Below are 21,491 nucleotides of genomic sequence, written 5' to 3'. Positions count from 1 at the left end.
ATTTGTCGGGGGCGTCGGTTTGCTTCCGGGCGCGCCCCGATGACCGGCTCGCGTCCGCTCGCTCACGGCGATTGTCACCTCGTTGCACCTTGTCGCGCTGGGCACCCGCCGGCGGTAGCATCTTCCGTCCCGCAAGGCATAGCTGCGGAAGGAGGGTAGCGGCGCGGGCTGGGTCGCCGCCACTGCGACGCCCGCGCGGGACCCAAACGTTATCCCATGTTCCGGAAATTTGGGCTATATCCGGACTAAAGTTTCGATTCCGGTGGCGTCAGTGTCCCGCCGGATGCCGTACGAGCATCGGGCCTCGGCGTGTCGGAAGGGCCGAGATGTCGGGAGGGGGCGAGGTGTCGGAAAGGGGCGCGCGGGTGCTCGCCGGCGGGGATCGTCAGACCTGGTCGCCGATGGCGACACGGGGTACGGGGGCCCGCATCCGGCGGAAGGTGATCGACCGCATGATCGCGTAGAGGTAGAGCGAGCCCAGCCGTTGCCCGGTGTTCGGGAAACGCTCCCGGACCAGCTTCTTGATCTTCCGTGAGATCAGGACCGAGTCGACGATCAGGGCGAACGCCAGCACCACCCAGAGGATGTTGGAGCCGAGCCGGACCTCCGGCGGCATCGCCTGGTTCGCGCCGAGTAGCACGATCAGTGCGCCACCGAAGAACCAGGTGCCCACCGTGCGTCGGGAGTCGACCACGTTGCGGGCCAGTAGCCGCTCCGGCCCCCGGTCGCGGGGGCCGCCCTCGCGGCGGAACTCCGAGGCCGACTCGGCGCGCAGCCGGCGTCGCTCTTCCTTACTCAACGACTTGACCACCGTGGTGGGGCGCCGCCCGACGCTGGGCCGCTTGGGCGTCTCGCGCCCCTTCGCCGGCGTGTAGCCCCGAGGCTGGGCGGCGGCGGGCTCCTCCTCGGGCGTCACCGGCGTGGTGGAGTCGTCGAGCAGGTCAGTGGCTTTGCGACGAAACAGGGGCACGTAACAAGCGTAGCCAAACGCCCGCGCCCGGTGCACATCGCGGTGCGCCGGGCACGGGCGTCAGGAGCGGGCGGTGCCGCCCGGGGTGGTACGGGTCACGGGCGCTCGATGTGTGCGCCCAGGTCGGAGAGCTTCGCCTCGAAGTCCTCGTAACCACGGTTGATGAGGTCGACGCCGTACACCCGGGAGGTGCCCTCGGCGGCGAGCGCCGCGATCAGGTGGCTGAACCCGGCCCGCAGGTCGGGGATGACCAGATCGGCGGCGTGCAACTTACTCGGCCCGGCGATGACTGCCGAGTGCTTGAAGTTGCGCCGGCCGAAGCGACACGGCGTGCCGCCCAGGCAGTCCCGGTAGACCTGGATGTTCGCACCCATCGAGTTCAGCGCCGAGGTGTAGCCGAGTCGCTGCTCGTAGACCGTTTCGTGCACGATCGAGAGGCCACGGGCCTGGGTCAGCGCCACGACCAGCGGCTGCTGCCAGTCGGTCATGAAACCCGGGTGTACGTCGGTCTCCAGTGCGACCGACTTCAGCTCCCCGCCCGGGTGCCAGAATCGGATACCGCCCTCCTGGCCCGGGTCGTTCAGCCGGGGTGGGCGGGCGTCGGTGACCTCGTACTCGCCGCCAACCGAGCGGAAGATGTTCAGGAACGTCATCATGTCGGCCTGCTCCGCGCCCAGCACCTCGACGTGGCCGCGGGTGGCCAGCGCGGCGGCGGCCCAGCTGGCCGCCTCGATCCGGTCCGGGATCGGGCGGTGCGAGTAGCCGTGGAGCTTCGGCACACCCTGGATCTCGATCACCCGGTCGGTGTGCACCTTGATGATCGCACCCATCTTCTGGAGGACGCAGATCAGGTCGACGATCTCCGGCTCGACCGCGGCGTTACGCAGCTCGGTGACGCCCTCGGCCATCACCGCGGTCAGCAGCACCTGCTCGGTGGCGCCGACGCTCGGGTAGGGGAGCGCGAATTTCGTGCCGTGCAGGCCGTCCGGCGCCGACAGGTGTAAGCCCTCCGGCTGCTTTTCGACGGTCGCCCCGAACTCGCGCAGCGCCTGGAGGTGGAAGTCGATCGGGCGCGGGCCGATGTGGCAACCGCCGAGGTCAGGGATGAAGGCGTGGCCAAGCCGGTGCAGCAGCGGCCCGCAGAACAGGATCGGGATCCGGCTGGAACCGGCGTGCACGTTGATCTGGTCGGTGCTGGCGCTCTCCACGTTGGCGGGGTCGAGGACCAGTGCGCCGTCCTCGTCGCCATCAGTGACCTTGACGCCGTGTACGCCGAGCAGGCCACGGACGACCTCGACGTCACGGATCTTCGGTAGGTCGTAGAGCCGGCTTGGGCTGTCCCCAAGCAGCGCGGCGACCATCGCCTTGGAGACGAGGTTCTTCGCGCCGCGTACGCGAATTCGCCCTTCCAGCGGAGTGCCTCCGTGTACGACCAGGACGTCGTCGGTCAACGCAACCTCCAGCGCGTCGAGTGGTGCCGGGTATCGGTGGGGTTGGATGTCCTGCGGTCTGCGATGACAGGGGTCGGGGACCGGGACACCCACGAGTCGTCGCCCAGGGCAGCATAGCCCTCCGTGACGAAGGCGGACTCGGTCAGATCGCCCTTGGCGGTAGCTATCGGCGTTCTAGCACTTTTTGCGCCAGAGTCGATACGGACAGTTATCACACTCCGCTTGGTGGCCGGTTCTCCGTTCCTGGCAGGGCGAGCATCTGGTCCAGCGCCACCCGCGCCTGGTGTGCGGTCTCCGCGTCCACCGTGATCTGGTTCACTACCCGGCCGGCGACCAACTCCTCCAGCGCCCACACCAGATGGGGTAGGTCGATGCGGTTCATCGTCGAGCAGTAGCAGACCGCCCGGTCCAGGAACATGATCTGTTTGTCCGGATTGGCCAGCGCCAGCCGGCGGACCAGGTTCAGCTCCGTGCCGACCGCCCACGCCGAGCCGGCCGGCGCCGCCTCGATCCTCTTGATGATGTACTCCGTGGATCCGACGAAGTCAGCGGCGCGGACCACCTCGTGCCGGCACTCCGGGTGCACCAGCACGTTGACGCCCGGCACCCGCTCGCGTACGTCGTTGACGCTGTCGAGGGTGAACCGGCCGTGGACCGAGCAGTGCCCCCGCCAGAGAATCATCCGAGCGTCACGTAGCTGCCCAGCGGTGAGCCCGCCGTTTGGCTTGTGTGGGTCGTACAGCACGCAGTCGTCCAGCGAGAAGCCCAGCTCCAGCACGGCGGTGTTCCGGCCCAGGTGCTGGTCGGGGAGGAAGAGTACCCGCTGGCCCTGCTGGTACGCCCACTCCAGCGCCCGCTTGGCGTTCGACGAGGTGCAGACGACACCGCCGTTACGCCCGACGAAACCCTTGATGTCCGCTGAGGAGTTCATATAGGTGACCGGGACGGTGCCTGCGGTGAGGTCGAGGTCGGCCATGGTCTCCCAGGCGGCCTCGACCTGCCCAAGCGCCGCCATGTCCGCCATCGAACAACCGGCGGCCAGGTCGGGCAGGACAACCCGCTGCTGGTCCGTGGTGAGGATGTCGGCGCTCTCGGCCATGAAGTGCACGCCGCAGAAGACGACGTACTCCGCGTTCGGCCGGGCGGCGGCCTCCCGGGCCAGCTTGAACGAGTCGCCGGTCACGTCGGCGAACTGGATCACCTCGTCGCGCTGGTAGTGGTGACCCAGCACGAAGACCCGGTCACCCAGCTGTGCCTTCGCCGCCGCCGCCCGGGCCACCAACTCGGGGTCGCTCGGTGCCGGCAGGTCGCCAGGACACTCGACTCCCCGCTCGGAGGCCGGATCGCTGCCCCGACCGAGCAGGAGGAGCGCGGTGGCGGTGGCGGAAGGTTCAACCCAGGTCGACGTCACGCCCCCTATGGTTCCACAGCACGACGGCGTCGCGACTGCCGCCGGTGGGTACTGCCACACTGCTCGGCATGCGTGTGCTGCTCTGTCCGGACAAGTTCGCCGGCACCCTGTCGGCGTCGGCGGTGGCCGCCGCCGTGGCCGCCGGCTGGCGCTCGGTGGCACCGGACGACGACCTGCTGGTGCACCCCCTCGCCGACGGTGGCCCGGGGTTCCTGGACGCGTTGGCCGGGGCGGTGGATGCACGCCGGGTGCCGGTACCAACCGTTGACCCCCTTGGCCGTCCAGCGGCCGGTGAGATCCTGCTCACCCCGGCCGGTACCGGGTACGTGGAGAGCGCCCAGGCCTGCGGTCTGCACCTACTCGCCCCGGCCGAGCGTGACCCGAGGCACACCACCTCGTACGGGGTGGGGCTGTTGGTGGCCGCTGCCGTCGAGTGCGGCGCTTCCGAGGTGGTGATCGGGCTCGGCGGCTCGGCCACCAATGACGCTGGTGCGGGCCTGCTCGCCGCCCTCGGCGTGACCGCGCTGGATGGCGTCGGCGCGGCCCTGCCGTACGGGGGAGCGGCGCTGGCTGCCGCCGCGGCGCTGGACGGGGCGCCGCGGTTGCGGGACGCCCGGCTGGTCGCGGCCACGGACGTGGACAACCCGCTACTCGGGGTGCACGGGGCGAGCAACGTCTTCGGACCGCAGAAGGGCGCGGACCGGGCGGACGTGCTGTTGCTCGACGCGGCGCTGGAGCGGTTCGTCGCGGTCCTCGAACGGGACCTGCCCGGCTGCCCGGGTGATCTGGGCGCCCTGCCGGGCGGCGGGGCGGCCGGCGGGCTGGGCGCGGCGGTGCTCGCCCTCGGCGGTCGGCGCTCCTCGGGGATCGGCCTGGTCGCCCGCGCCGTTGGGCTGGACACCGCGCTGGATACCGCCGACCTGGTGATCACCGGCGAGGGCTCGTTTGATCAGCAGTCCCTGCGCGGCAAGGTGGTCGCTGGAGTGGCCGGCGCGGCCCGGGACCGGGGCGTGCCGTGCGTGGTGCTGGCGGGGCGGGTGGGTGCGGGCCGGCGCGAGGCGGCCGCCGCGGGCGTCACCGAGGCACACAGTCTCGTTGAGCACTACGGCGGGGAGGAACACGGCGGGGTGGCGGCGGCGATCGGCCAGCCGGCGGACGGGCTGCGGGCCCTGGCGGCCCGGTTGGCCCGGCAGTGGAGTCGTTGACCGGCCCGGGTGCGGCCCCCGTCACCTGGGTGGCCCGGTAGCAAGCGGCCTACAATCGAAAGCCGGACCGCAGTGGGAATCGTTGACCGACGTGTTGGCCACGACGACCACACCTTACGTGTGCAGGGAGATTCCACGTGACCACGCCAGCGCAGACCGAGTCGACCGAGGCCCCCACGACCGTCGTCCTCACCGACGTCGCGGCCCAGAAGGTCAAGGCTCTGATCGAGCAGGAGGGCCGCGACGACCTGCGGCTCCGGGTCGCTGTGCAGCCGGGCGGCTGCTCCGGCCTGCGGTACCAGCTCTTCTTCGACGAGCGGTCGCTCGACGGCGATGTCGTCACCGACTTCGACGGCGTGGAGGTCGTCGTTGACCGGATGAGCGCCCCCTACCTGGGCGGCGCCACCATCGACTTCGCCGACCGCATCGACGCGCAGGGCTTCACGATCGACAACCCGAACGCGGGGAACTCCTGCGCCTGCGGCGACTCGTTCAGCTGACCGGTTTCCGGCGGGCCGGCCCCCGTTTTCAGCGCGGGACCGGCCCGCGGGGGGTGTTGGCGCGGGAGTTGCTGATGGCTCAGCTGAACGGTTACCTCGGGGTAGCCGGAGCGGTAGGCTGACCGACGCCCCGCTCCCGACACCCCAAGGGATGACATGAAGATCGCCGTGACCGGCTCGATCGCGACTGACCACCTGATGAGTTTCCCCGGCCGATTCGCCGAGCAGTTCATCGCCGACCAGCTCGACAAGGTGTCGCTCTCCTTCCTGGTGGACGACCTTGTGCTCCGACGGGGCGGGGTGGCCGCCAACATCGCTTTCGGGATGGGCCAGCTCGGCCTGCGCCCGGTGCTGGTGGGCGCGGTGGGCGCCGATTTCGCCGACTACCGGTCCTGGCTGGAGCGGCACGGCGTCGACTGCGACTCGGTGCATGTGAGCGAGATCGCCCACACCGCCCGCTTCGTCTGCACCACCGACACCGAGATGTGCCAGATCGCCTCCTTCTACGCGGGGGCGATGAGCGAGGCGCGCAACATCGAGCTGGAGCCGATCGTCCACCGGACCGGCGGCCTCGACCTGGTGTTGGTCGGCGCCAACGACCCGGAGGCGATGCTGCGCCACTCCGCCGAGTGCCGGGAGCGGGGCTACGCGTTCGCGGCCGACCCCTCCCAGCAGCTTGCCCGGATGCCGGGCGAGGAGGTCATCGCGCTGGTGGAGGGCGCCGAGTACCTGATGACCAACGAGTACGAGAAGTCGCTGCTGCAGAGCAAGGCCGGGCTCAGCGACGAGCAGCTGCTCGATCTGGTCAAGGTACGGGTGACCACCCTGGGCAAGCAGGGTGTGGAGATCGCCGGACGGGACATCGACCCGATCCATGTGCCGATTGCCCGGGAGATGCGCGCCGTTGACCCGACCGGGGTCGGCGACGGGTTCCGGGCCGGCTTCTTTGCCGCGCTCTCCTGGGGTCTTGGGCTGGAGCGGGCCGCTCAGGTCGGCTCGTTGCTGGCCACCCTCGTGCTGGAGGCCGTCGGCACCCAGGAGTACCAGCTCCACCGAGACCTCTTCATCAAGCGGCTCGCCGACTCGTACGGCGACGCGGCTGCCGAAGAGGTCCGCCCGCACCTGGTGCCGTAACCCACGCCGGCACTGATCCCCGGGCCCCGGGGGTCAGTGCCGGCGGCGAACGTCGAATCCCGGGCCCTCGGGGCCGTCCACCCGGCCCACGAACTCCTGACCTCGAAGCCGGCACCAGGCAGGCAGGTCCACCGCGGCCGCCGGATCGTCGGCCAGCACCCGGACGAGGGCGCCCACCGGCAGCTCGGGCAGGCGGCGGGCCAGCGCGATCACCGGTAGCGGGCAGCGCTGCCCCCGGCAGTCGACTACCTCGGGCGCCGTCACAGCCCCACCACCCCGGCTTCGGCCCGCAACGCGCCCACGATCCCCGGCAGCTCGGTCAGGAACCGCTCCACCTCGGCCTCGGTCGTGTCCCGGTGCAGCGAGACCCGAACATTGCCGTGCGACAACACCCCCATCGCCGCCAGCACGTGCGACGGGCGCAGCGTTGACGAGGTGCACGACGATCCGGAGGAGACGGCGAAGCCGCGCCGGTCCAACGCGTGCAGCAGCGCCTCACCATCGACGTACAGGCAGGAGAAGGTCACCAGGTGCGGAAGCCGATCTTCTGGATCGCCGACCACCTCCACATCCGGCACCTCGGTCGCCACCCGGGCCCGGATCCGGTCCACCAGGTGGGCGAGTCGGACCGACCGCGCCGCCGCGTCGGCCGCCGCCGCGCGCAGACTCGCCGCCGCCGCGACGACCGCCGGTAGGTTCACCACCCCCGGGGTCCGCCCTGCCTCGCGTTCGTCCATCGGCCACGGCGACTCCCAGCGGGTGCCCTTGCGGACCACCAGCAGCCCGACCCCCGGCGGCCCGCCCCACTTGTGGGCGCTGGCGGTCAGCACCGACCAGCCCGCCGGCACCGGCGCGTGCCCGACCACCTGCGCCGCGTCGACGTAGAGCGGCACTCCGGCGGCGCCGCAGACGGCACCGGCTGCGGCGACCGGCTGCACGGTGCCCACCTCGTGACTCGCGGCGATCAGGGCCGCGAGCGCGGTGCCGGGCGCCCCGACCGCCGCCGACCAGGCGTCCAGATCGATGCGGCCGACCCGGTCGACCGGGACCGATGCCGCCGTGCCGCCGTCAGCCACGTGCCGCTCGGCGGCGTGCAGCACCGCCGAGTGTTCGATCGCGGAGTGCACCAGGCGGGATCCGGCCCGGCGTCGGCCGGCGAGCCCGCCGAGGACGGCCGAGTGCGCAGCCGCCGTACCACTTGGGGTGAAGGAGAGCTCGTCCGGTCGGACGCCGAGCGTGGCTGCGGCGGCTTCCCGCGCCGCGTCCAGGAGTTGACGTGCCCGCCGTGCCGGGGCGTAGAGCCGTTGTGGGTCGGCCCAGCCGTCGTCCAGGGCGGCCAGCAGCGCCTGTCGGGCGACGGGGTGCAGTGGCGCGGCGGAGGCGGCGTCCAGGTAGACCGGGGAGGCGTTCACGGAACTCCACGATATCGCCTCCGCTGTTCCGTGATCACCCCGATGGGGGCGGACAACCACCCCAATCGGGTCCAGCCGGTCCTGGTCGAGTAATCTGCGACCGTCGGTGACCCCTTTGCCGCCGGTGTTGTAGCACCACCGGCGGAGGCCGGCAGACCAGAATGACACGGCGGCGCGCTAGGGAGGCAGGACCAGGTGGTCGCAAGGAGTTCGGAGGTACGGCCGTCGGCCGTACGGCACAGCGCCTACCCGGGAGCCGGTGGGCGCCGGGTGCGGGGTGTCGGCCGGGTGGCTGGGCTCGGTCTCGGCGGAGCGGCACTGCTGGTCCTGCTCACGGGCTGCGATGTCGGCGCCGCGTTCGGCGGCTTCGGCTGGCCGCAGGGCGGCATCACCCCCGAGGCGAACCGGATGTACGACCTGTGGATCGCCTCGTGTATCGCGGCGCTCGCGGTCGGCGTGTTCGTGTGGGGCCTCATCTTCTGGTGCGTGGTGCGCTACCGGAAGCGGGGCAACGAGCTGCCGGTGCAGACTCGCTACAACCTGCCGATGGAGTTCCTCTACACCATCGCCCCGATCCTGATCGTCGCCGTGCTCTTCTACTACACGGCGATCGTGCAGACCGATGTGGGAAAGACCTCCCGGGACCCGGACGTCACCGTCGAGGTGGTCGCCTTCAAGTGGAACTGGCAGTTCAACTACCGCGACGGCCAGGGCGTGGAGGCCAACACGGTCGCTTCGGTCCTCGGCACCAGCGAGGTCATCCCGATCCTGGTGTTGCCCTCGGACCGGTCGATCCGCTTCGAGGAGACCAGCCGCGACGTCATCCACTCGTTCTGGGTGCCGGAGATGCTGTTCAAGCGCGATGTCTTCCCCGGCAGCATTCGCAACGTCTTCGAGGTCTCCAAGCTCGAGGGCGAGGGTGCGTACGTGGGCCGCTGCGCCGAGCTGTGCGGCACCTATCACGCCTTCATGAACTTCGAACTGCGGGTTGTCACGCCGGAGAAGTACGACCAGTTCCTCGCCGCCAAGCAGGATGGACAGTCCACGCAGGAGGCGCTGACCGCGATCGGTGAGGATCCGTACGCGATGACCACGGAGCCGTTCGACACGCGACGCACCGAGTCGAACTTCAACCCCGACAAGTCGGCTAGCGGCGCGGGTAACTGAGGGAGCAGGCATGAAGACCGAGTGGCGCATCTTCCTCATCATCGCCGGGTTCCTGCTCTTCGCCACGGCGCTCTACGGGGGCTGGACCTATGGCGACGGCGGCCAGATCGAATGGGTGGGCACCATCGCCCTGCTGTTGAGCTTCGCGCTCTGCCTGATGTGCGGTGGCTTCTTCTGGTTTGTCGCCCGGCGGATCGATCTGCGCCCCGAGGACCGGGCTGATGCGGAGATCGCTGATGGCGCGGGTGAGGTGGGCTTCTTCAGCCCGGGCAGCTACTGGCCGTTCGGGATCGCGCTGGCGGCCACGATCGCCGGTCTCGGCCTCGTGTTCTGGCAGCTCTGGCTGCTGGCTGTCGGCCTGCTGGCCGTCGTCTTCGCCGCCTGTGGCCTGCTCTTCGAGTACTACAGCGGTACCCGGCGCACCGCCGAGCACTGATCACGACTGGTCGAACGGCCCGTTCCCGGCAGGGAGCGGGCCGTTCGCCGTGTGGGTGGCGCTCGCAGTTGGACAGGGCAGATCAGCCGGGCCGGTTGATCGTCCCGACCGGCCCAACCCGGCCTCCCAACCCCTGGCCTCCGGCCCGTTCCGGCGGTCTGGCGTTGGCTGAGCCGGTCCGGCGACCGTCTGAGCCGGTCTGGCGTTGGCTCAGACGGTCGCCGGCCGGACGGCTTGGGCGACCTCGATCCAACGGTCCAGAGTCCGGGCCGCGGCGCCGGAGTCGATCGATTCGGCGGCGCGGAGGAGGCCGGCCCGGAGCGCCTCGGTGAGGTCTGTGTTCAGGGGCCCCTGGGTGGCAAGTGCGGCGGCGGCGTTGACCAGCACCGCGTCTCGCACCGGCCCGGTCTCTCCAGCCAGCAGGCGGCGGACCACGTCGGCGTTGTAGGCGACGTCACCGCCGCGGAGGTCGGCGAGGGTGGCCCGGGGGATCCCAAGGTCGGTCGCGTCGAGCACTGCCTCGGAGACCGTGCCGTTCTGTGCCGCCCAGACGCGGGTGGGGGCGGCGGTGGTGAACTCGTCGAGCCCGTCCTCGCCGCGCAGGACGAGCGTCGAGTCACCGCGGGCGGCGAAGACCGCGGCCATGACCGGCGCCATCCGAGCGTCGAAGCAGCCGACCGCGCCGGCTCGGGGACGAGCCGGGTTGGTGAGTGGGCCGAGGAAGTTGAAGGCGGTTGGTACGCCCAGCTCCCGACGGACCGGGCCGGCGTGGCGCATCCCGGGGTGGAACCGGGCGGCGAAGCAAAAGCCGATCCCCGCCTCGGCGACGCAGGTCGCCACCGCCTCGGGGCCCAGGTCCAGCGGCAGGCCGAGGAACTCCAGCACGTCTGCGGTGCCGCAGGACGAGGAGGCGGCCCGGTTGCCGTGCTTGACGACCCGTACGCCGGCCCCGGCGACCACCAGGGAGGCCATGGTGGAGATGTTCACGGTGTGCGCGAGATCGCCACCGGTGCCCACCACATCCACGGCGGTGGCGCGTAGCTCCGCGGGCAGATCGACTCGAACGGCGTGCGTGAGCATCGCCTCGACCAGGCCGGAGAGCTCGGCGGGGGTCTCGCCTTTGGCCCGCAGCGCGACGGCGAAGCCGGCGATCTGCGCCGGGCCCGCCGATCCGGACATGATCTCACCCATCGCCCATGCGGTGTCAGCGGTGGATAGCTCGTCGCCGCGCAGCAGCGCGGCGAGTAGGTGCGGCCAGGTCCGTTCGCCCATCGGGTCCTCCCGAGCGGTCCAGGGGTTGGGATCCGGCGCCGGCGGATCCGGCGTCGAGGCGGTGCCGGAGTGGGAACGTCAGGTCGGTGCGTGGGTCCGCAGCACTTCGGCAACGGTCGTGCCGGTGGTCACCGGATCGAGTGGATGCACCAGGGTGGCGTCAACCTCGGCGTAGGCGGCGAGCCATCGGTCGGCGGCGCGAGCGAGTACCACGCAGGTGGGCGGGGCGTCGGCCCGGTCGTCCTTGATCTGCCGGGCGATGCCGAGGCCGCCGCCGGGGTGGGCCTCGCCGTCCAGGAGTAGGAGATCAATTTCGTAGTCGTCGACCAGCCGGATGCACTCGGCGTAGTCGGACGCGTCGACGAACTCAACCAGGAGGCCGGGTGCGGGCCGGGTGCCGACGGCGAGTCGCATCCGATCCCGGACCTGTGGGTCGTCACTGTAGAGCAGGACAGTGCACCGACGATCGCTCATTGCTTAACTGGCTCCCACCTCGTAGCTATCTGCCGATCGTACCGGGCGTATCCAGCAGGGCTTCCGCGGGCGGTGCTCCGCGACCCCCGAATCAGCCGACCGCCGGGCTGGCCCGCTGTTCGGCCTCCTGGCGGTCCAGCTCGCGGTCGATCCGGCGGGCCTCCCGTTCGGCCTGGCGCATCCAGCGCACGACCAGCACCGCCAGCACGGTGACGCTGACGAGTTCGCCGCCGGCCCAGAGGATGCCGCCGGCGATCACCTGGTCCTCCCACGGGTCGGCCCAGGTCAGGCCGAGCGAGGAATGCCAGTCGCCGCCGAAGAGGGTGGTTGACTGCATGACGGTGAGTCCGAGCACCGTGTAGAACGGCACGGAGAGCAGCATCAGCAGGGCCCGGCCCGGGTAGGGCCAGCGGTTGGGCAGCGGGTCGAGCCCGAGCAGCGGCCAGAAGAGGACGCATCCGATCAGGAGTACGTGGGCGTGGATCAACTCGTGCGCCCACGCGTGTTCGAGCGTGTAGCGGTACAGGTCGGTGAAGTAGAGGGCGAACGGGGTGACCATGAAGATCGCGAAGGCGACCAGGGGGTAGCTGCAGAGCCGGGCTACCCGGCTGTGCACGAGCGCTCGCAGCCGCTCGCGCGGGTGCGGTGGCAACGCCTGTAGCGCCAGCGTGACCGGGGCGCCCAGGGCCAGGAAGATCGGTGCCACCATGGAGAGCACCAGATGCTGTGTCAGGTACACCGACAGCAGCGTCGTGTCGTAGGCCGCCAGGCCGCTGAGGGTCACCGTGGCGATACCGCCGAGGCCGGGGCCGAGGAAGAGCAGCGTTCGGGCCACCGGCCATCGGTGGCCGCGCGCTTGGAGCCGCCGTACGCCGTAGAGGTAGAGTCCAGCTGCGAGCGCCAAGCCGACGGTGATCCAGCTGGCCGGCTGCACCTCGGTGACGATCGACGTCAGGCTGAATGGCGGTGGGACGGCCGCGGGTGCCGCAGCTGCGGCGACCGAGGTCGCGGCTGGTGCGGCGACTTCGGTAGCAATGGAGACTGGATCGACACGCTGCACGTTTTTACCCTAGGTGAGGCTAATCGGACCCCCCCGATCGGGCTGCCCGGAGCACCGGTTTGGGCCCCCGCTGATCGCCGGCCTTGCTTAACGGCAATAATGACCGCGTGACTGCGGCCCCAGCGATTGACAAGAGCCGGATCCACTCCCTGACGCGACCCAACATGGTCAGCGTCGGGACGATCGTGTGGCTCTCCAGCGAACTCATGTTCTTCGCGGCGCTGTTCGCGATGTATTTCTCGATCCGTGCCGCGGCGCCGGAGCAGTGGGCGGAGCACACCCCGCACCTGAATGTTCCGTACGCGACGACGTTCACGGTGATTTTGGTGCTCTCGTCGGTGACCTGCCAGATCGGCGTGTTCGCCGCGGAGAAGGGGGACGTGCACGCCCTGCGGCGCTGGTTCACGATCACCTTCGTGATGGGACTGATCTTCGTACTCGGCCAGCTGAACGAGTACCGGGAGCTGATCCACGAGGGCGTCAAGATCAACAAAGATGGCTATGGCTCGATGTTCTACCTCACCACCGGCTTCCACGGCCTCCACGTGGCGGGTGGTCTGGTCGCCTTCGTCATCTTCATGATTCGCACCACCATGGGTCGATTCACGCCGGCGCAGGCGACGTCGGCGATCGTGGTGTCGTACTACTGGCACTTCGTCGATGTGGTGTGGATCGCGCTCTACGGCATGATCTACTGGCTTCAGTGATCTTGGCGCGCCCCGAACCGCGCCGCTGCTTCGTCCCTCAGGCAAGGTCCAACCGGTTAAGGACAGGTCATGACTTCTGACAACGACCGCCGACGCGGTCTGTTCGCGCGGCTGCGCGGGCGGCCCGCGGCGCGCAGCCGGGGCCGCCGCCGGCTGGGTGCCGCGGTCCGGCTGCTGGCAGCGCTGATGCTGGCCGGCGGCGCCTACACGGCCTTTGCCCCCAGCGTGCAGGCGCAGGACACGCCGATGTCCGGCGCCGCCGCGGATGGCAAGGCGCTGTTCAACGAAAGCTGTGTGAGCTGCCACGGTCGCAACGCGCAGGGCGTCGAGGGGCGCGGCCCGAGTCTGGTCGGTGTTGGCTCCGCCTCGGTCGAGTTCCAGGTGGGCACGGGTCGCATGCCGATGGTCCGGCAGGAGGCCCAGGCACCCCGCAAGCCTCCGGTCTTCACTCCCGATGAGATCCGTCAGCTCGGGCAGTACGTCCAGGAGTTTGGCGGCGGCCCGGAGTTGCCGGCCGGCGAGAACCTCCACCAGGACGGCAACCTCGCCGCCGGTGGCGAGTTGTTCCGGATCAACTGCGCGCAGTGCCACGCGTTCGGCGGTGGCGGCGGAGCCCTCTCCTCGGGCAAGTACGCGCCGAGCCTGAAGCCGGCCAGCGACCGTCAGATCTACGCCGCGATGCTCAGCGGCCCGCAGAACATGCCGGTGTTCGGGGACAACCAGATCACGCCCGAGCAGAAGGCGGACATCATCGCCTACATCCAGGCGAACCTGAACCACAACCAGGACCCGGGTGGCTTCAACCTCGGCCGCTACGGCCCCTCGACCGAGGGCCTGGCGATCTTCCTGGTCGGCATCGTCGCGCTGGTCTTTACCACCCTGTGGATTGCGGGTAAGTCGTGACCGGGCGGTTCCTGACCAACATTGCGCCGGTGTCGCCGGTCGGCACCGCCCACAGCGAGGTGACGGCATGACCACCACCCACCCTGGACACGCGGGCGGCGACCAGCCGGTCGACCTGGATGATCCGGATCTCAGTCGCTTCGACATCGTCCGTGCGGGGGCCCGTGCGGACGACATTCAGATCGTGCACTACGAGCCGCAGGTCGTGCCGGGCAGCAAGGCCGAGCGGCGACTGAGCCGTACGGTCGCCCTGTTCTTTCTGCTGACCGGCGTCTCCGCGACCGCCTTCCTGGCGATCTACATCTGGTGGCCCTGGGAGTACGAGCTGGGCTACGGCGGCGACAAGTGGTATACGCCGCTACTCGGTGTCACCCTGGGTATCTCCCTGCTCGGCATCGGCTTCGGCATCCTCACCTGGGGCAAGAAGCTGCTGCCCAAGGAGGTGTCGGTGCAGGACCGGCATGAGGGCGTCAACGAGCGGGACCGCAAGATCACCGGACAGACGATGCTCTACATGGCGGACGAACTGGGCGTGAAGCGCCGGCCGTTGCTGGGAGTCTCGCTGCTGGCCGGTCTCGCACCGGTCGGCGCGGTGGCCGCGGCGCCGCTGGTGGGTGGCCTGATCTCGCAGCCACACAAGAACAACCAGATGTTCACCACGGGTTTCGCGCCCACCGGGGGCGGACAGAAGGTCCGGCTGGTCCGGGAGGACGGCCGCCCGATCCGCCCGGCGGACATCAGCGCTGGTGGCCAGATCACCGTCTTCCCCGGCATCGAACACGGGGTGAGTAACAAGTACGCGGACTCGCCGGCGTTGTTGATCCACCTTCGGGACGCGGATGCGCAGGAGGCGCACGAGGCCAACGTGCGGATCGGCCACGACGACTTCATGTGGGGAAACTTCGCCGCCTACTCCAAGATCTGCACGCACGCTGGCTGCCCCGCCAGCCTCTACGAACAGCAGACCAACCGGCTGCTCTGCCCGTGTCACCAGTCGCAGTTCCTGATCACCGACAACGCGAAGCCCATCTTCGGTCCCGCCAGCCGTCGGCTGCCGCAGTTGCCGATCGTCGTTGACGACGAGGGTTACTTCGTGGCCACGTCCGACTACACCGAGACCGTCGGGCCCGACTTCTGGGAGCGGCCGTGAAGCGGCGCAAGTTTGAGATGGCAGCCGTCCCGGGGAACGTGGCCCGGGGCGTGGACGACCGTTTCCAGGTGGCCACCCCGCTCCGTCGGCTGCTGAACAAGGTCTTCCCGGACCACTGGTCCTTCCTGCTCGGTGAGATCGCGCTCTTCTCGTTCATCGTGCTGCTGCTCACCGGGGTCTTCCTGACCTTCTTCTTCGAGCCGGCGATGACCGAGGTGATCTACAACGGTAGCTACGCCCCGCTGCGGGGCACGCCGATGTCCGCCGCGTACGCCTCCAGTCTGGACATTTCGTTCGACGTCCGGGGCGGCCTGATCATGCGGCAGATGCACCACTGGGCGGCCCTGCTGTTCATGGCCGCGATCGTGGTGCACATGCTGCGGGTCTTCTTCACGGGCGCGTTCCGCAAGCCGCGGGAGGCCAACTGGATCATCGGCTCGCTGCTGTTCTGGGTCGGCTTCCTGGCCGGCTTCACCGGCTACTCCCTGCCGGACGACGGCCTCTCCGGCACCGGGCTCCGGATCGCCTCCGGCATCATGTTGTCGATTCCGGTGATCGGCTCCTGGCTCACGTCCTCGATCTTCGACGGCGAGTTCCCCGGAACGATCATCGTCAGCCGGTTCTACATCGCCCACGTACTGCTCATCCCCGGCTTGCTGCTCGCCCTGATCGGTGCCCACCTGGGGCTGGTCTTCAAGCAGAAGCACACCCAGTGGCCCGGCCCCGGCCGGACCAACGACAACGTGGTCGGCGAGCGGATGTTCCCGCGCTACGCGTTGAAGCAGGGCGGCTTCTTCATGGTGGTCTTCGGCGTGATCGCGCTGATGGCTGGCCTGTTCCAGATCAACCCGATCTGGCTGTTCGGGCCGTACGAGGCGTGGGTGGTGTCGGCCGCCAGCCAGCCCGACTGGTACGTCATGTTCCTCGACGGCTCTACCCGGCTGATGCCCGCCTGGGAGATCTACATTCCGATCGGCGACGGGTACGTCATCCCGCCGCTGTTCTGGCCAACGGTCGTGTTGCCCGGGGTGTTGGTGGGCATGTCGGTGCTCTATCCGTTCATCGAGGCCCGGCGCCTCAAGGACTTCCGTAGCCACAACCTGCTCCAGCGGCCGCGGGACGTTCCGGCGCGGAGCGGGCTGGGCGCCATGGCCGTCACCTTCTACCTGGTGCTGGCGCTCTCCGGAGCGAACGATGTCATCGCCGACAAGTTCAATATCAGCCTGAACGCGATGACCTGGGGTGGCCGGATCGGTCTGCTGCTCCTCCCGCCGCTGGCGTACTTCGTCACCTACCGGATCTGTCTGGGGCTCCAGCAGCATGACCGGGAGGTTCTGGCGCACGGGGTCGAGACCGGCATCATCCGGCGGCTGCCGGACGGTCGGTTCGTCGAGGTGCACCAGCCGCTCCACCGCGAGGACGGCGAGCTGGAGTACGTCGGCTGGGTGGTGCCGAAGAAGATGAACCGGCTCGGCGCGCTCGGCCCGGCGATCCGGGGCTTCTTCTACCCGATCGAGAAGCCCGCCGAGGCGCCGGTGTCGCCGGCACCCCCGGTCGATTCGGACACCGAGCGTTCGGAGATCACCAGCGGCGAGCGCCGCTGACCTCACCCGCGACGTAACCGCATGTGGCGCCCGCCGGAAGACTCCGGCGGGCGCCACGTCTGTTGGCATACCTGGGCTGGTACGAGGAATAACCCCGGCCAGCCGGGTATCCGTGCGGTCCAACGTCTCTAGGGGAGGACGAATGTGGGGTTTTAAACGCCTGGGCCTGCTGGCCGCGCTGGTGCTGGTGGGTATCGCACCCGCCGCGGCTGCCCATGCCGCGGCGCAGCCGTCACAGCAGGACACCCAGTACCTGCAGGCACTTCACCAGGTGAATCAGTTTGAGATCGGCAAGGGGGAGCTGGCCGGACAGAAGGCCCAGGACCAGGGGGTCAAGAACTTGGGCCAACAGATCGGGACTGACCACACCCAACTGGATGAGACGGTCCAACAGGTCGCCAACCAGCTCGGTGTCGAGCTGTCGAGTGAGCTGACGGCCGACCAGCAGGATCTCACCGACCAGATGAACAACGCCAGTGGCGAGGAATTCGACCAGCTCTGGGTGACCAGTAACCTGACCGCACACGTCCAGGCCATCCAGGCCACCCAGACGGAGATCTCGCAGGGCTCCGACTCGTCGGTGATCGAGCTTGCGCAGACCGCGCTGCCGACCCTGCAGACCCACTACGACGAGTTGGTCGAGCTGGCCAACCAGTTGGGTGTCCCGGTCCCGCAGAGCACCGGCACCGGCACCCCGAGCCCGGGTATGACCACTCCGGGCCCGGGTAGCACCACCGAGAGCCCGGCTCCCGGCGGCGGCACCGGCACCGAGACCCCGGCTCCGGGTACGAGTTGACCACGATGAGGTACGCCCGGACCACGATGAGGTACGCCCGGACCGCGATGAGGTACGCCCGGACCACGATGAGGTAGGTCTGGACCACGATGAGGTAGGTCGACGGCTGGTCCACCCGGATGGGGTGGACCAGCCGTCTGCTGGCAGTGGCTGCGCCCCTGCTGCCCCGTCAGTCGGCGGTGGCGAGGCCGATCGCGAACGTCTGCTCGAGGTCGTGCTGCGAGTACGCGCGGAACGCGATGTGGGAGTCGGTGTTCAGTACCCCCGACACCTTCGAGATGCGCCCCGCGATCACCTCAGCGATCTGCTCGAACTCGTGGACCCGGACTATCGCGACCAGGTCGACCTGTCCGGCCACTGAGTAGACCTCGCTGACCCCGGGCAGGGCGGCGAGTGCCTCCGCCACCTCGGGGATCGAGTCGGTGGCGCAGTCGATCAGCACAATCGCGGTGATCACGGGAGTTCGCTCCGTTCGTCGGCTTCCCCACTCATGCTAGACGCTCCGGCAGTGGTGGTTCGCTGACGACGACGGTGAGATCGGTCCCCACCCGGATCGCGTTCTGCACGTGCTCCTCCGCTGCTACGGTGGCGCCCGGCCAGACCACAGCCCTGGTGACAGCCCCGTGTACCCGGGCACCCGCCCCGACCACTGCCGACCGGCACCGGCCGGTGACCAGCGCCGTGGGGTGAACCAGGGTGTCGCCGCCTGTGGCGTGCAGGTTGGCGGTGAGATAGTCGGCGGGTGTGCCGGTGTCCAAGAACGTGCCGGGATAGGGGACCACGGTCAGCTCGCCGGCTGCCTCCGCCGGACGCCAGACCGTCCGGACCAGATCGCCGAACTCCAGTGGTAGGTCCCGAACTCGCCGCCAGGGCAGCAGGGAGAAGCCGGTGAAGACGTGGCCGTCGAAGGTGCCGGGTGCCGTCGGGTTCACGGCGGGCTGGCCCAGCAGCCGTACGGTCTCTCCATCCCAGCCCTGCAGCAGTGCGGCGAGATCCGGCCCAGGCGGACGGTCCGGGTCGGCGAGGTAGGCGTCGGCGTTTCCGACCAGCACGCCCCGCCCGTTGATCCAGTCGCGTAGCTTCGCCAGGCCGCCGGCGGTGCCGAGCGGGCCGTCGGGCTCCACCGACCGGTGGGCCCGGTCGCCGACGTGCGCGACTACCTGCTCGGCGAGGTAGCTGGCGTTGACCGCCACCCGGCTCGTCCCCGTCAGACCGATCCCGGCGAGTCGCGCGAGTACCCGGTCCAGTAGCGGGACGTTCCCGACCGGACAGAGCGCTTTGGGTACCCGCTCGGTCAGCGGACGCAGCCGGCTGCCCTCGCCGGCGGCGAGGGCCACCGCGCAGATCTCGACGTCGGTCACGGCTGGTGGTCGGGGAGTGCGGGCGGGAACTGCCCGGCCAGCGGCCCGATGTCGAAGTAGCCGAGCAGGCGGGCCGTGGGCCAGGTCAACTTCGGCAGGGCGTCCAGCGGGTGCCAGGCGGCCTCGAAGACCTCCGCACCATCAACCCGCAGGGCCGTGGTCGACGCCGGAACCTCGGCGGTGAACACCACGTCCACCCAACCCTTGTCGTGGACGACTGCGTTCGGTACCGCCGGGGCCAGCTCGTGGGGGGAGAGCCGGATGCCGGTCTCTTCGTAAAGTTCGCGGCACGCCCCGAGTACCGGCGCCTCCCGCTTCTGCAGCAGCCCCGCTGGCAGCGTCCACCCCCGGCCGGGCGGTTGGCGCAGCAGGAGCAACCGGCCGGCTCCCGTGGCCTCGGTGTCGCGAACGAGGGTGACCGCACCGACGATGTACTTGGGCACGGTCAGCCGGACCAGGCGACGCCGGACGGGCAGCGGGAGCCGGTAGAAGACCTGGTATGCGATGGCACGTCCGGTTACCCGCGAGCGGCAGATCATGCGTCCAGGCTAGTGCCGTCGGGTGAATCTCTGCGGGCCCGGGGCCGGTCGGGTCACCGCCGGTGGTCGACCAGGTCGATGAGCTGCTGCACCACCGCGTCCGGTGCGATCGCCCGGTCGAAGACCGCGACGAGCATCGTCTCCAGGTCGGGGTAGCCGAGCTCCTCGGAGAGCCGGAGTAGGGGCAGGTCGCTGGCGAGACCGCGATCGTGCTTGCGTAGGGCCAGCCCGACGGCGGCCCGGCCGAGGCGGACCTTGTCGGCGATGGAGATTCCGGGTTCGGTGTGGTCGGCGAACCAGCGGTTGATCTGCATCTGGGTTTGTGGGGACTTGACGAAGCCGAGCCACTCCCGGCGGGGACCCCGCGGGGCCCCGTCGAAGTCGCTGGGCGGCTGCTCGGTCTCGGTGAAGATCTCCACGACGTCGCCGTCCTCGAGGCAGGAGGAGAGCGGGGCGAGTCGACCGTTGATCAGGGTCGCCAGGCAGTGGTCGCCGCGCTCGGTGCCGAGTTCGTACGCGAGGTCGACCGGGGTGGCTCCGGCGGGCAGCACCACCTGTCGCCCGTCGGCGAAGACCTGGATCTGCGCCTCGGCGAGGTCGCTGCGCAGTGACTCCAGGAACTGCGCCGGGTCGGCGGTCTCCTGTTCCCAGTCCAGCACGCGTCGCAGCCAGTCCAGTCGTTCGTCCCGAACGGCCTGGTCAACGCGGGCGCGGGGGAAGCGATAGCTGGCAGCGATGCCGTATTCCGCACAGCGGTGCATCTCTTCGGTGCGGATCAGCACCTCCACCGTGCGGTCTCGCAGCCCACGAACGCTGGTGTGGAGGGAGCGGTAGAGGTTGTTCTTCGGGGAGGCGATGTAGTCCTTGAACCGGCCGGGTACCGGTGGCCAGGTGCCGTGGATGGCGCCCAGAGCCGCGTAGCAGTCGGTGTCCGGGCCGTTCACGACGACGACGACCCGGGGCAGGTCGTACGGGGTGGCGTGGTCGCCGGCCACGGTGTCTTTCCAGATCGAGTAGAGGTGGCGCGGCCGGGGGGTCACCTCGGCGTTGACCCGGCTGCGGCGGAGCGCCGTTTTCGCCCGGGAGACGATTTCCGTCAGGTATGCGTCCCAGCCGGGTCGGTCGTGCAGGTGCCGGGAGATGCGGTCGTGCTCCGCTGGCTCCAGGTGCATCAGGACGATGTCATCCAGTTCTCGTTTGAGCTTCTGGATGCCCAGCCGATCGCAGAGCGGAACGAGCACCTCCTGGGTCTTGCGGGCGATGCGCTCCCGGGACGCGGCGGAGCGAACCCCGAGCGTGCGCATGTTGTGCAGCCGGTCCGCCAGTTTGATGATCAACACGCGGACGTCCTTGCCGGCCGCGATGATCATCTTTCGGGTTGTCTCGGCCTCGGCGGCTGTTCCGTAGAACGCCTTGTCGAACTTGGTCACCCCGTCCACTAGGTGGGCGACCTCCGGCCCGAAATCGTCGGCGAGCGCTTGGAGGGTGTAGCGGGTGTCCTCGACGGTGTCGTGCAGCAGCGCTGCGACCAGGGTGGTCGCGTCCATGCCGAGGCCGGCGCAGATCTGGGCGACCGCAAGCGGGTGGGTGATGTAGGGCTCGCCGCTCTTACGGCGCTGTCCGCGGTGCATCGTCTCGGCGATCGTGTACGCCCGACGCAGCACCGACGGGTCCGTTCCGGAGTGGATGTTGCGGTGGGTGCGGACCAGCTCACCAACCGGTTCGGCCTCGGCGGTGGACCAGGCCCACAGTGTCCGCAGTCGGCGGGTCAGTGGCAGCTCCGCCGGTTGGGGCGGAAGCGCGCCCTCCAGGGCGGCGCCGTGTCCGGCGTCGACATCCACGAGGGATACCTCCTCACCCCGGCCCCAGATCACCGTGCCCGGTACCGGGAGCCGGCCCAGAAACGGGCGGGACTGCACTTGTTAACAGCTTATGCGAG

Annotated in this window: 22 protein-coding genes; 10 read left to right on the top strand and 12 right to left on the bottom strand. The window is 69.6% G+C overall.

Going from position 1 to position 21,491, the window contains the following annotated elements; genetic code table 11:
• Positions 1–385 precede the first annotated feature (385 nt).
• The 3 genes from T398_RS07400 to nadA all read right to left on the bottom strand — a co-directional run bounded on the left by T398_RS07400 (position 386) and on the right by nadA (position 3,832).
• Positions 386–970: a DUF3043 domain-containing protein gene (locus tag T398_RS07400; RefSeq protein ID WP_496445609.1), complete on the bottom strand. Its 585-nt coding sequence runs from the start codon at positions 968–970 to the stop codon at positions 386–388.
• A 95-nt stretch (positions 971–1,065) separates the two neighbouring features.
• Complete coding sequence (gene murA / locus T398_RS07395; RefSeq protein ID WP_496445608.1) at positions 1,066–2,514, bottom strand: UDP-N-acetylglucosamine 1-carboxyvinyltransferase; 1,449 nt, start codon at positions 2,512–2,514, stop codon at positions 1,066–1,068.
• Between the two features lie 118 nt (positions 2,515–2,632).
• Positions 2,633–3,832 (bottom strand): quinolinate synthase NadA, encoded by a 1,200-nt coding sequence (gene nadA, locus T398_RS07390; protein ID WP_496445607.1) that lies wholly within the window; start codon positions 3,830–3,832, stop codon positions 2,633–2,635.
• Between the two features lie 68 nt (positions 3,833–3,900).
• On the opposite strand from nadA, the gene T398_RS07385 reads away from it, so the two are divergent.
• The 3 genes from T398_RS07385 (at position 3,901) to T398_RS07375 (ending at position 6,671) form a co-directional block, all read left to right on the top strand.
• On the top strand, positions 3,901–5,037 hold the full coding sequence (locus T398_RS07385) for a glycerate kinase family protein (RefSeq protein WP_496445606.1): 1,137 nt from the start codon (positions 3,901–3,903) through the stop codon (positions 5,035–5,037).
• 137 nt (positions 5,038–5,174) lie between these two features.
• Entirely contained in the window at positions 5,175–5,537 is a 363-nt protein-coding gene (gene erpA / locus T398_RS07380; protein WP_029019756.1) for an iron-sulfur cluster insertion protein ErpA, read from the top strand.
• A gap of 156 nt (positions 5,538–5,693) precedes the next feature.
• Positions 5,694–6,671 carry a carbohydrate kinase family protein gene (locus tag T398_RS07375; RefSeq protein WP_496445605.1) on the top strand — a complete coding sequence of 326 codons (978 nt, stop codon included), beginning with the start codon at positions 5,694–5,696 and terminating at the stop codon, positions 6,669–6,671.
• Between the two features lie 33 nt (positions 6,672–6,704).
• Here T398_RS07375 and T398_RS07370 read toward each other — a convergent pair whose 3' ends face one another.
• On the bottom strand, positions 6,705–6,935 hold the full coding sequence (locus T398_RS07370; protein ID WP_496445604.1) for a sulfurtransferase TusA family protein: 231 nt from the start codon (positions 6,933–6,935) through the stop codon (positions 6,705–6,707).
• The gene (locus tag T398_RS07365; protein ID WP_496445603.1) at positions 6,932–8,083 is read right to left on the bottom strand and encodes a cysteine desulfurase family protein; all 1,152 of its coding nucleotides are present in this window, start codon (positions 8,081–8,083) and stop codon (positions 6,932–6,934) included. Before T398_RS07365 ends, T398_RS07370 begins: the two co-directional genes overlap by 4 nt.
• Before the next feature lie 195 nt (positions 8,084–8,278).
• Here T398_RS07365 and ctaC point away from each other — a divergent pair, with 195 nt between their 5' ends.
• Both ctaC and T398_RS07355 read left to right on the top strand, forming a co-directional pair.
• Positions 8,279–9,250, top strand: coding sequence for an aa3-type cytochrome oxidase subunit II (gene ctaC / locus T398_RS07360; RefSeq protein ID WP_496445602.1), 972 nt, complete (start codon positions 8,279–8,281; stop codon positions 9,248–9,250).
• 10 nt (positions 9,251–9,260) lie between these two features.
• Positions 9,261–9,686 (top strand): cytochrome c oxidase subunit 4, encoded by a 426-nt coding sequence (locus tag T398_RS07355; protein WP_496445601.1) that lies wholly within the window; start codon positions 9,261–9,263, stop codon positions 9,684–9,686.
• Between the two features lie 210 nt (positions 9,687–9,896).
• On the opposite strand, the gene trpD is transcribed toward T398_RS07355, so the two are convergent.
• From trpD to T398_RS07340, 3 genes are all read right to left on the bottom strand, one after another.
• Entirely contained in the window at positions 9,897–10,958 is a 1,062-nt protein-coding gene (gene trpD, locus T398_RS07350; RefSeq protein WP_496445600.1) for an anthranilate phosphoribosyltransferase, read from the bottom strand.
• Between the two features lie 78 nt (positions 10,959–11,036).
• Positions 11,037–11,432 carry a response regulator gene (locus T398_RS07345; protein WP_018223185.1) on the bottom strand — a complete coding sequence of 132 codons (396 nt, stop codon included), beginning with the start codon at positions 11,430–11,432 and terminating at the stop codon, positions 11,037–11,039.
• Positions 11,433–11,523: 91 nt separating this feature from the next.
• The gene (locus tag T398_RS07340; protein WP_496445599.1) at positions 11,524–12,492 is read right to left on the bottom strand and encodes a cytochrome c oxidase assembly protein; all 969 of its coding nucleotides are present in this window, start codon (positions 12,490–12,492) and stop codon (positions 11,524–11,526) included.
• Between the two features lie 107 nt (positions 12,493–12,599).
• Between T398_RS07340 and ctaE the strand changes: the two genes are divergently transcribed.
• From ctaE to T398_RS07315, 5 genes are all read left to right on the top strand, one after another.
• Entirely contained in the window at positions 12,600–13,199 is a 600-nt protein-coding gene (gene ctaE / locus T398_RS07335; RefSeq protein ID WP_496445598.1) for an aa3-type cytochrome oxidase subunit III, read from the top strand.
• Positions 13,200–13,268: 69 nt separating this feature from the next.
• Positions 13,269–14,102, top strand: coding sequence for a cytochrome bc1 complex diheme cytochrome c subunit (gene qcrC, locus T398_RS07330; RefSeq protein ID WP_496445597.1), 834 nt, complete (start codon positions 13,269–13,271; stop codon positions 14,100–14,102).
• A 67-nt stretch (positions 14,103–14,169) separates the two neighbouring features.
• Positions 14,170–15,252 (top strand): cytochrome bc1 complex Rieske iron-sulfur subunit, encoded by a 1,083-nt coding sequence (gene qcrA, locus T398_RS07325; RefSeq protein WP_496445596.1) that lies wholly within the window; start codon positions 14,170–14,172, stop codon positions 15,250–15,252.
• Positions 15,249–16,856 (top strand): cytochrome bc1 complex cytochrome b subunit, encoded by a 1,608-nt coding sequence (gene qcrB, locus T398_RS07320; RefSeq protein WP_496445595.1) that lies wholly within the window; start codon positions 15,249–15,251, stop codon positions 16,854–16,856. The genes qcrA and qcrB overlap by 4 nt, the downstream gene beginning before the upstream one ends.
• Before the next feature lie 142 nt (positions 16,857–16,998).
• Positions 16,999–17,652: a DUF4142 domain-containing protein gene (locus T398_RS07315; protein ID WP_496445594.1), complete on the top strand. Its 654-nt coding sequence runs from the start codon at positions 16,999–17,001 to the stop codon at positions 17,650–17,652.
• Between the two features lie 169 nt (positions 17,653–17,821).
• Here T398_RS07315 and T398_RS07310 read toward each other — a convergent pair whose 3' ends face one another.
• Genes T398_RS07310 through T398_RS07295 form a run of 4 tightly spaced genes read right to left on the bottom strand, consistent with a single transcriptional unit; the run spans position 17,822 to position 21,393 of the window.
• On the bottom strand, positions 17,822–18,109 hold the full coding sequence (locus T398_RS07310; RefSeq protein ID WP_496445593.1) for an Lrp/AsnC family transcriptional regulator: 288 nt from the start codon (positions 18,107–18,109) through the stop codon (positions 17,822–17,824).
• Between the two features lie 31 nt (positions 18,110–18,140).
• Positions 18,141–19,013 carry a nucleotidyltransferase family protein gene (locus T398_RS07305; protein WP_496445592.1) on the bottom strand — a complete coding sequence of 291 codons (873 nt, stop codon included), beginning with the start codon at positions 19,011–19,013 and terminating at the stop codon, positions 18,141–18,143.
• A complete protein-coding gene (locus T398_RS07300; protein WP_496445591.1) occupies positions 19,010–19,552 on the bottom strand; it encodes an NUDIX hydrolase in 543 nt (180 codons plus the stop codon). The genes T398_RS07305 and T398_RS07300 overlap by 4 nt, the downstream gene beginning before the upstream one ends.
• Before the next feature lie 53 nt (positions 19,553–19,605).
• Complete coding sequence (locus T398_RS07295; RefSeq protein ID WP_496445655.1) at positions 19,606–21,393, bottom strand: RelA/SpoT family protein; 1,788 nt, start codon at positions 21,391–21,393, stop codon at positions 19,606–19,608.
• Between the last annotated feature and the right edge of the window lie 98 nt (positions 21,394–21,491).

Source organism: Salinispora goodfellowii, from assembly GCF_059570675.1.
Note: the sequence above shows the minus strand (reverse complement) of the source record. Positions and strands in the feature narration are given on the sequence as shown.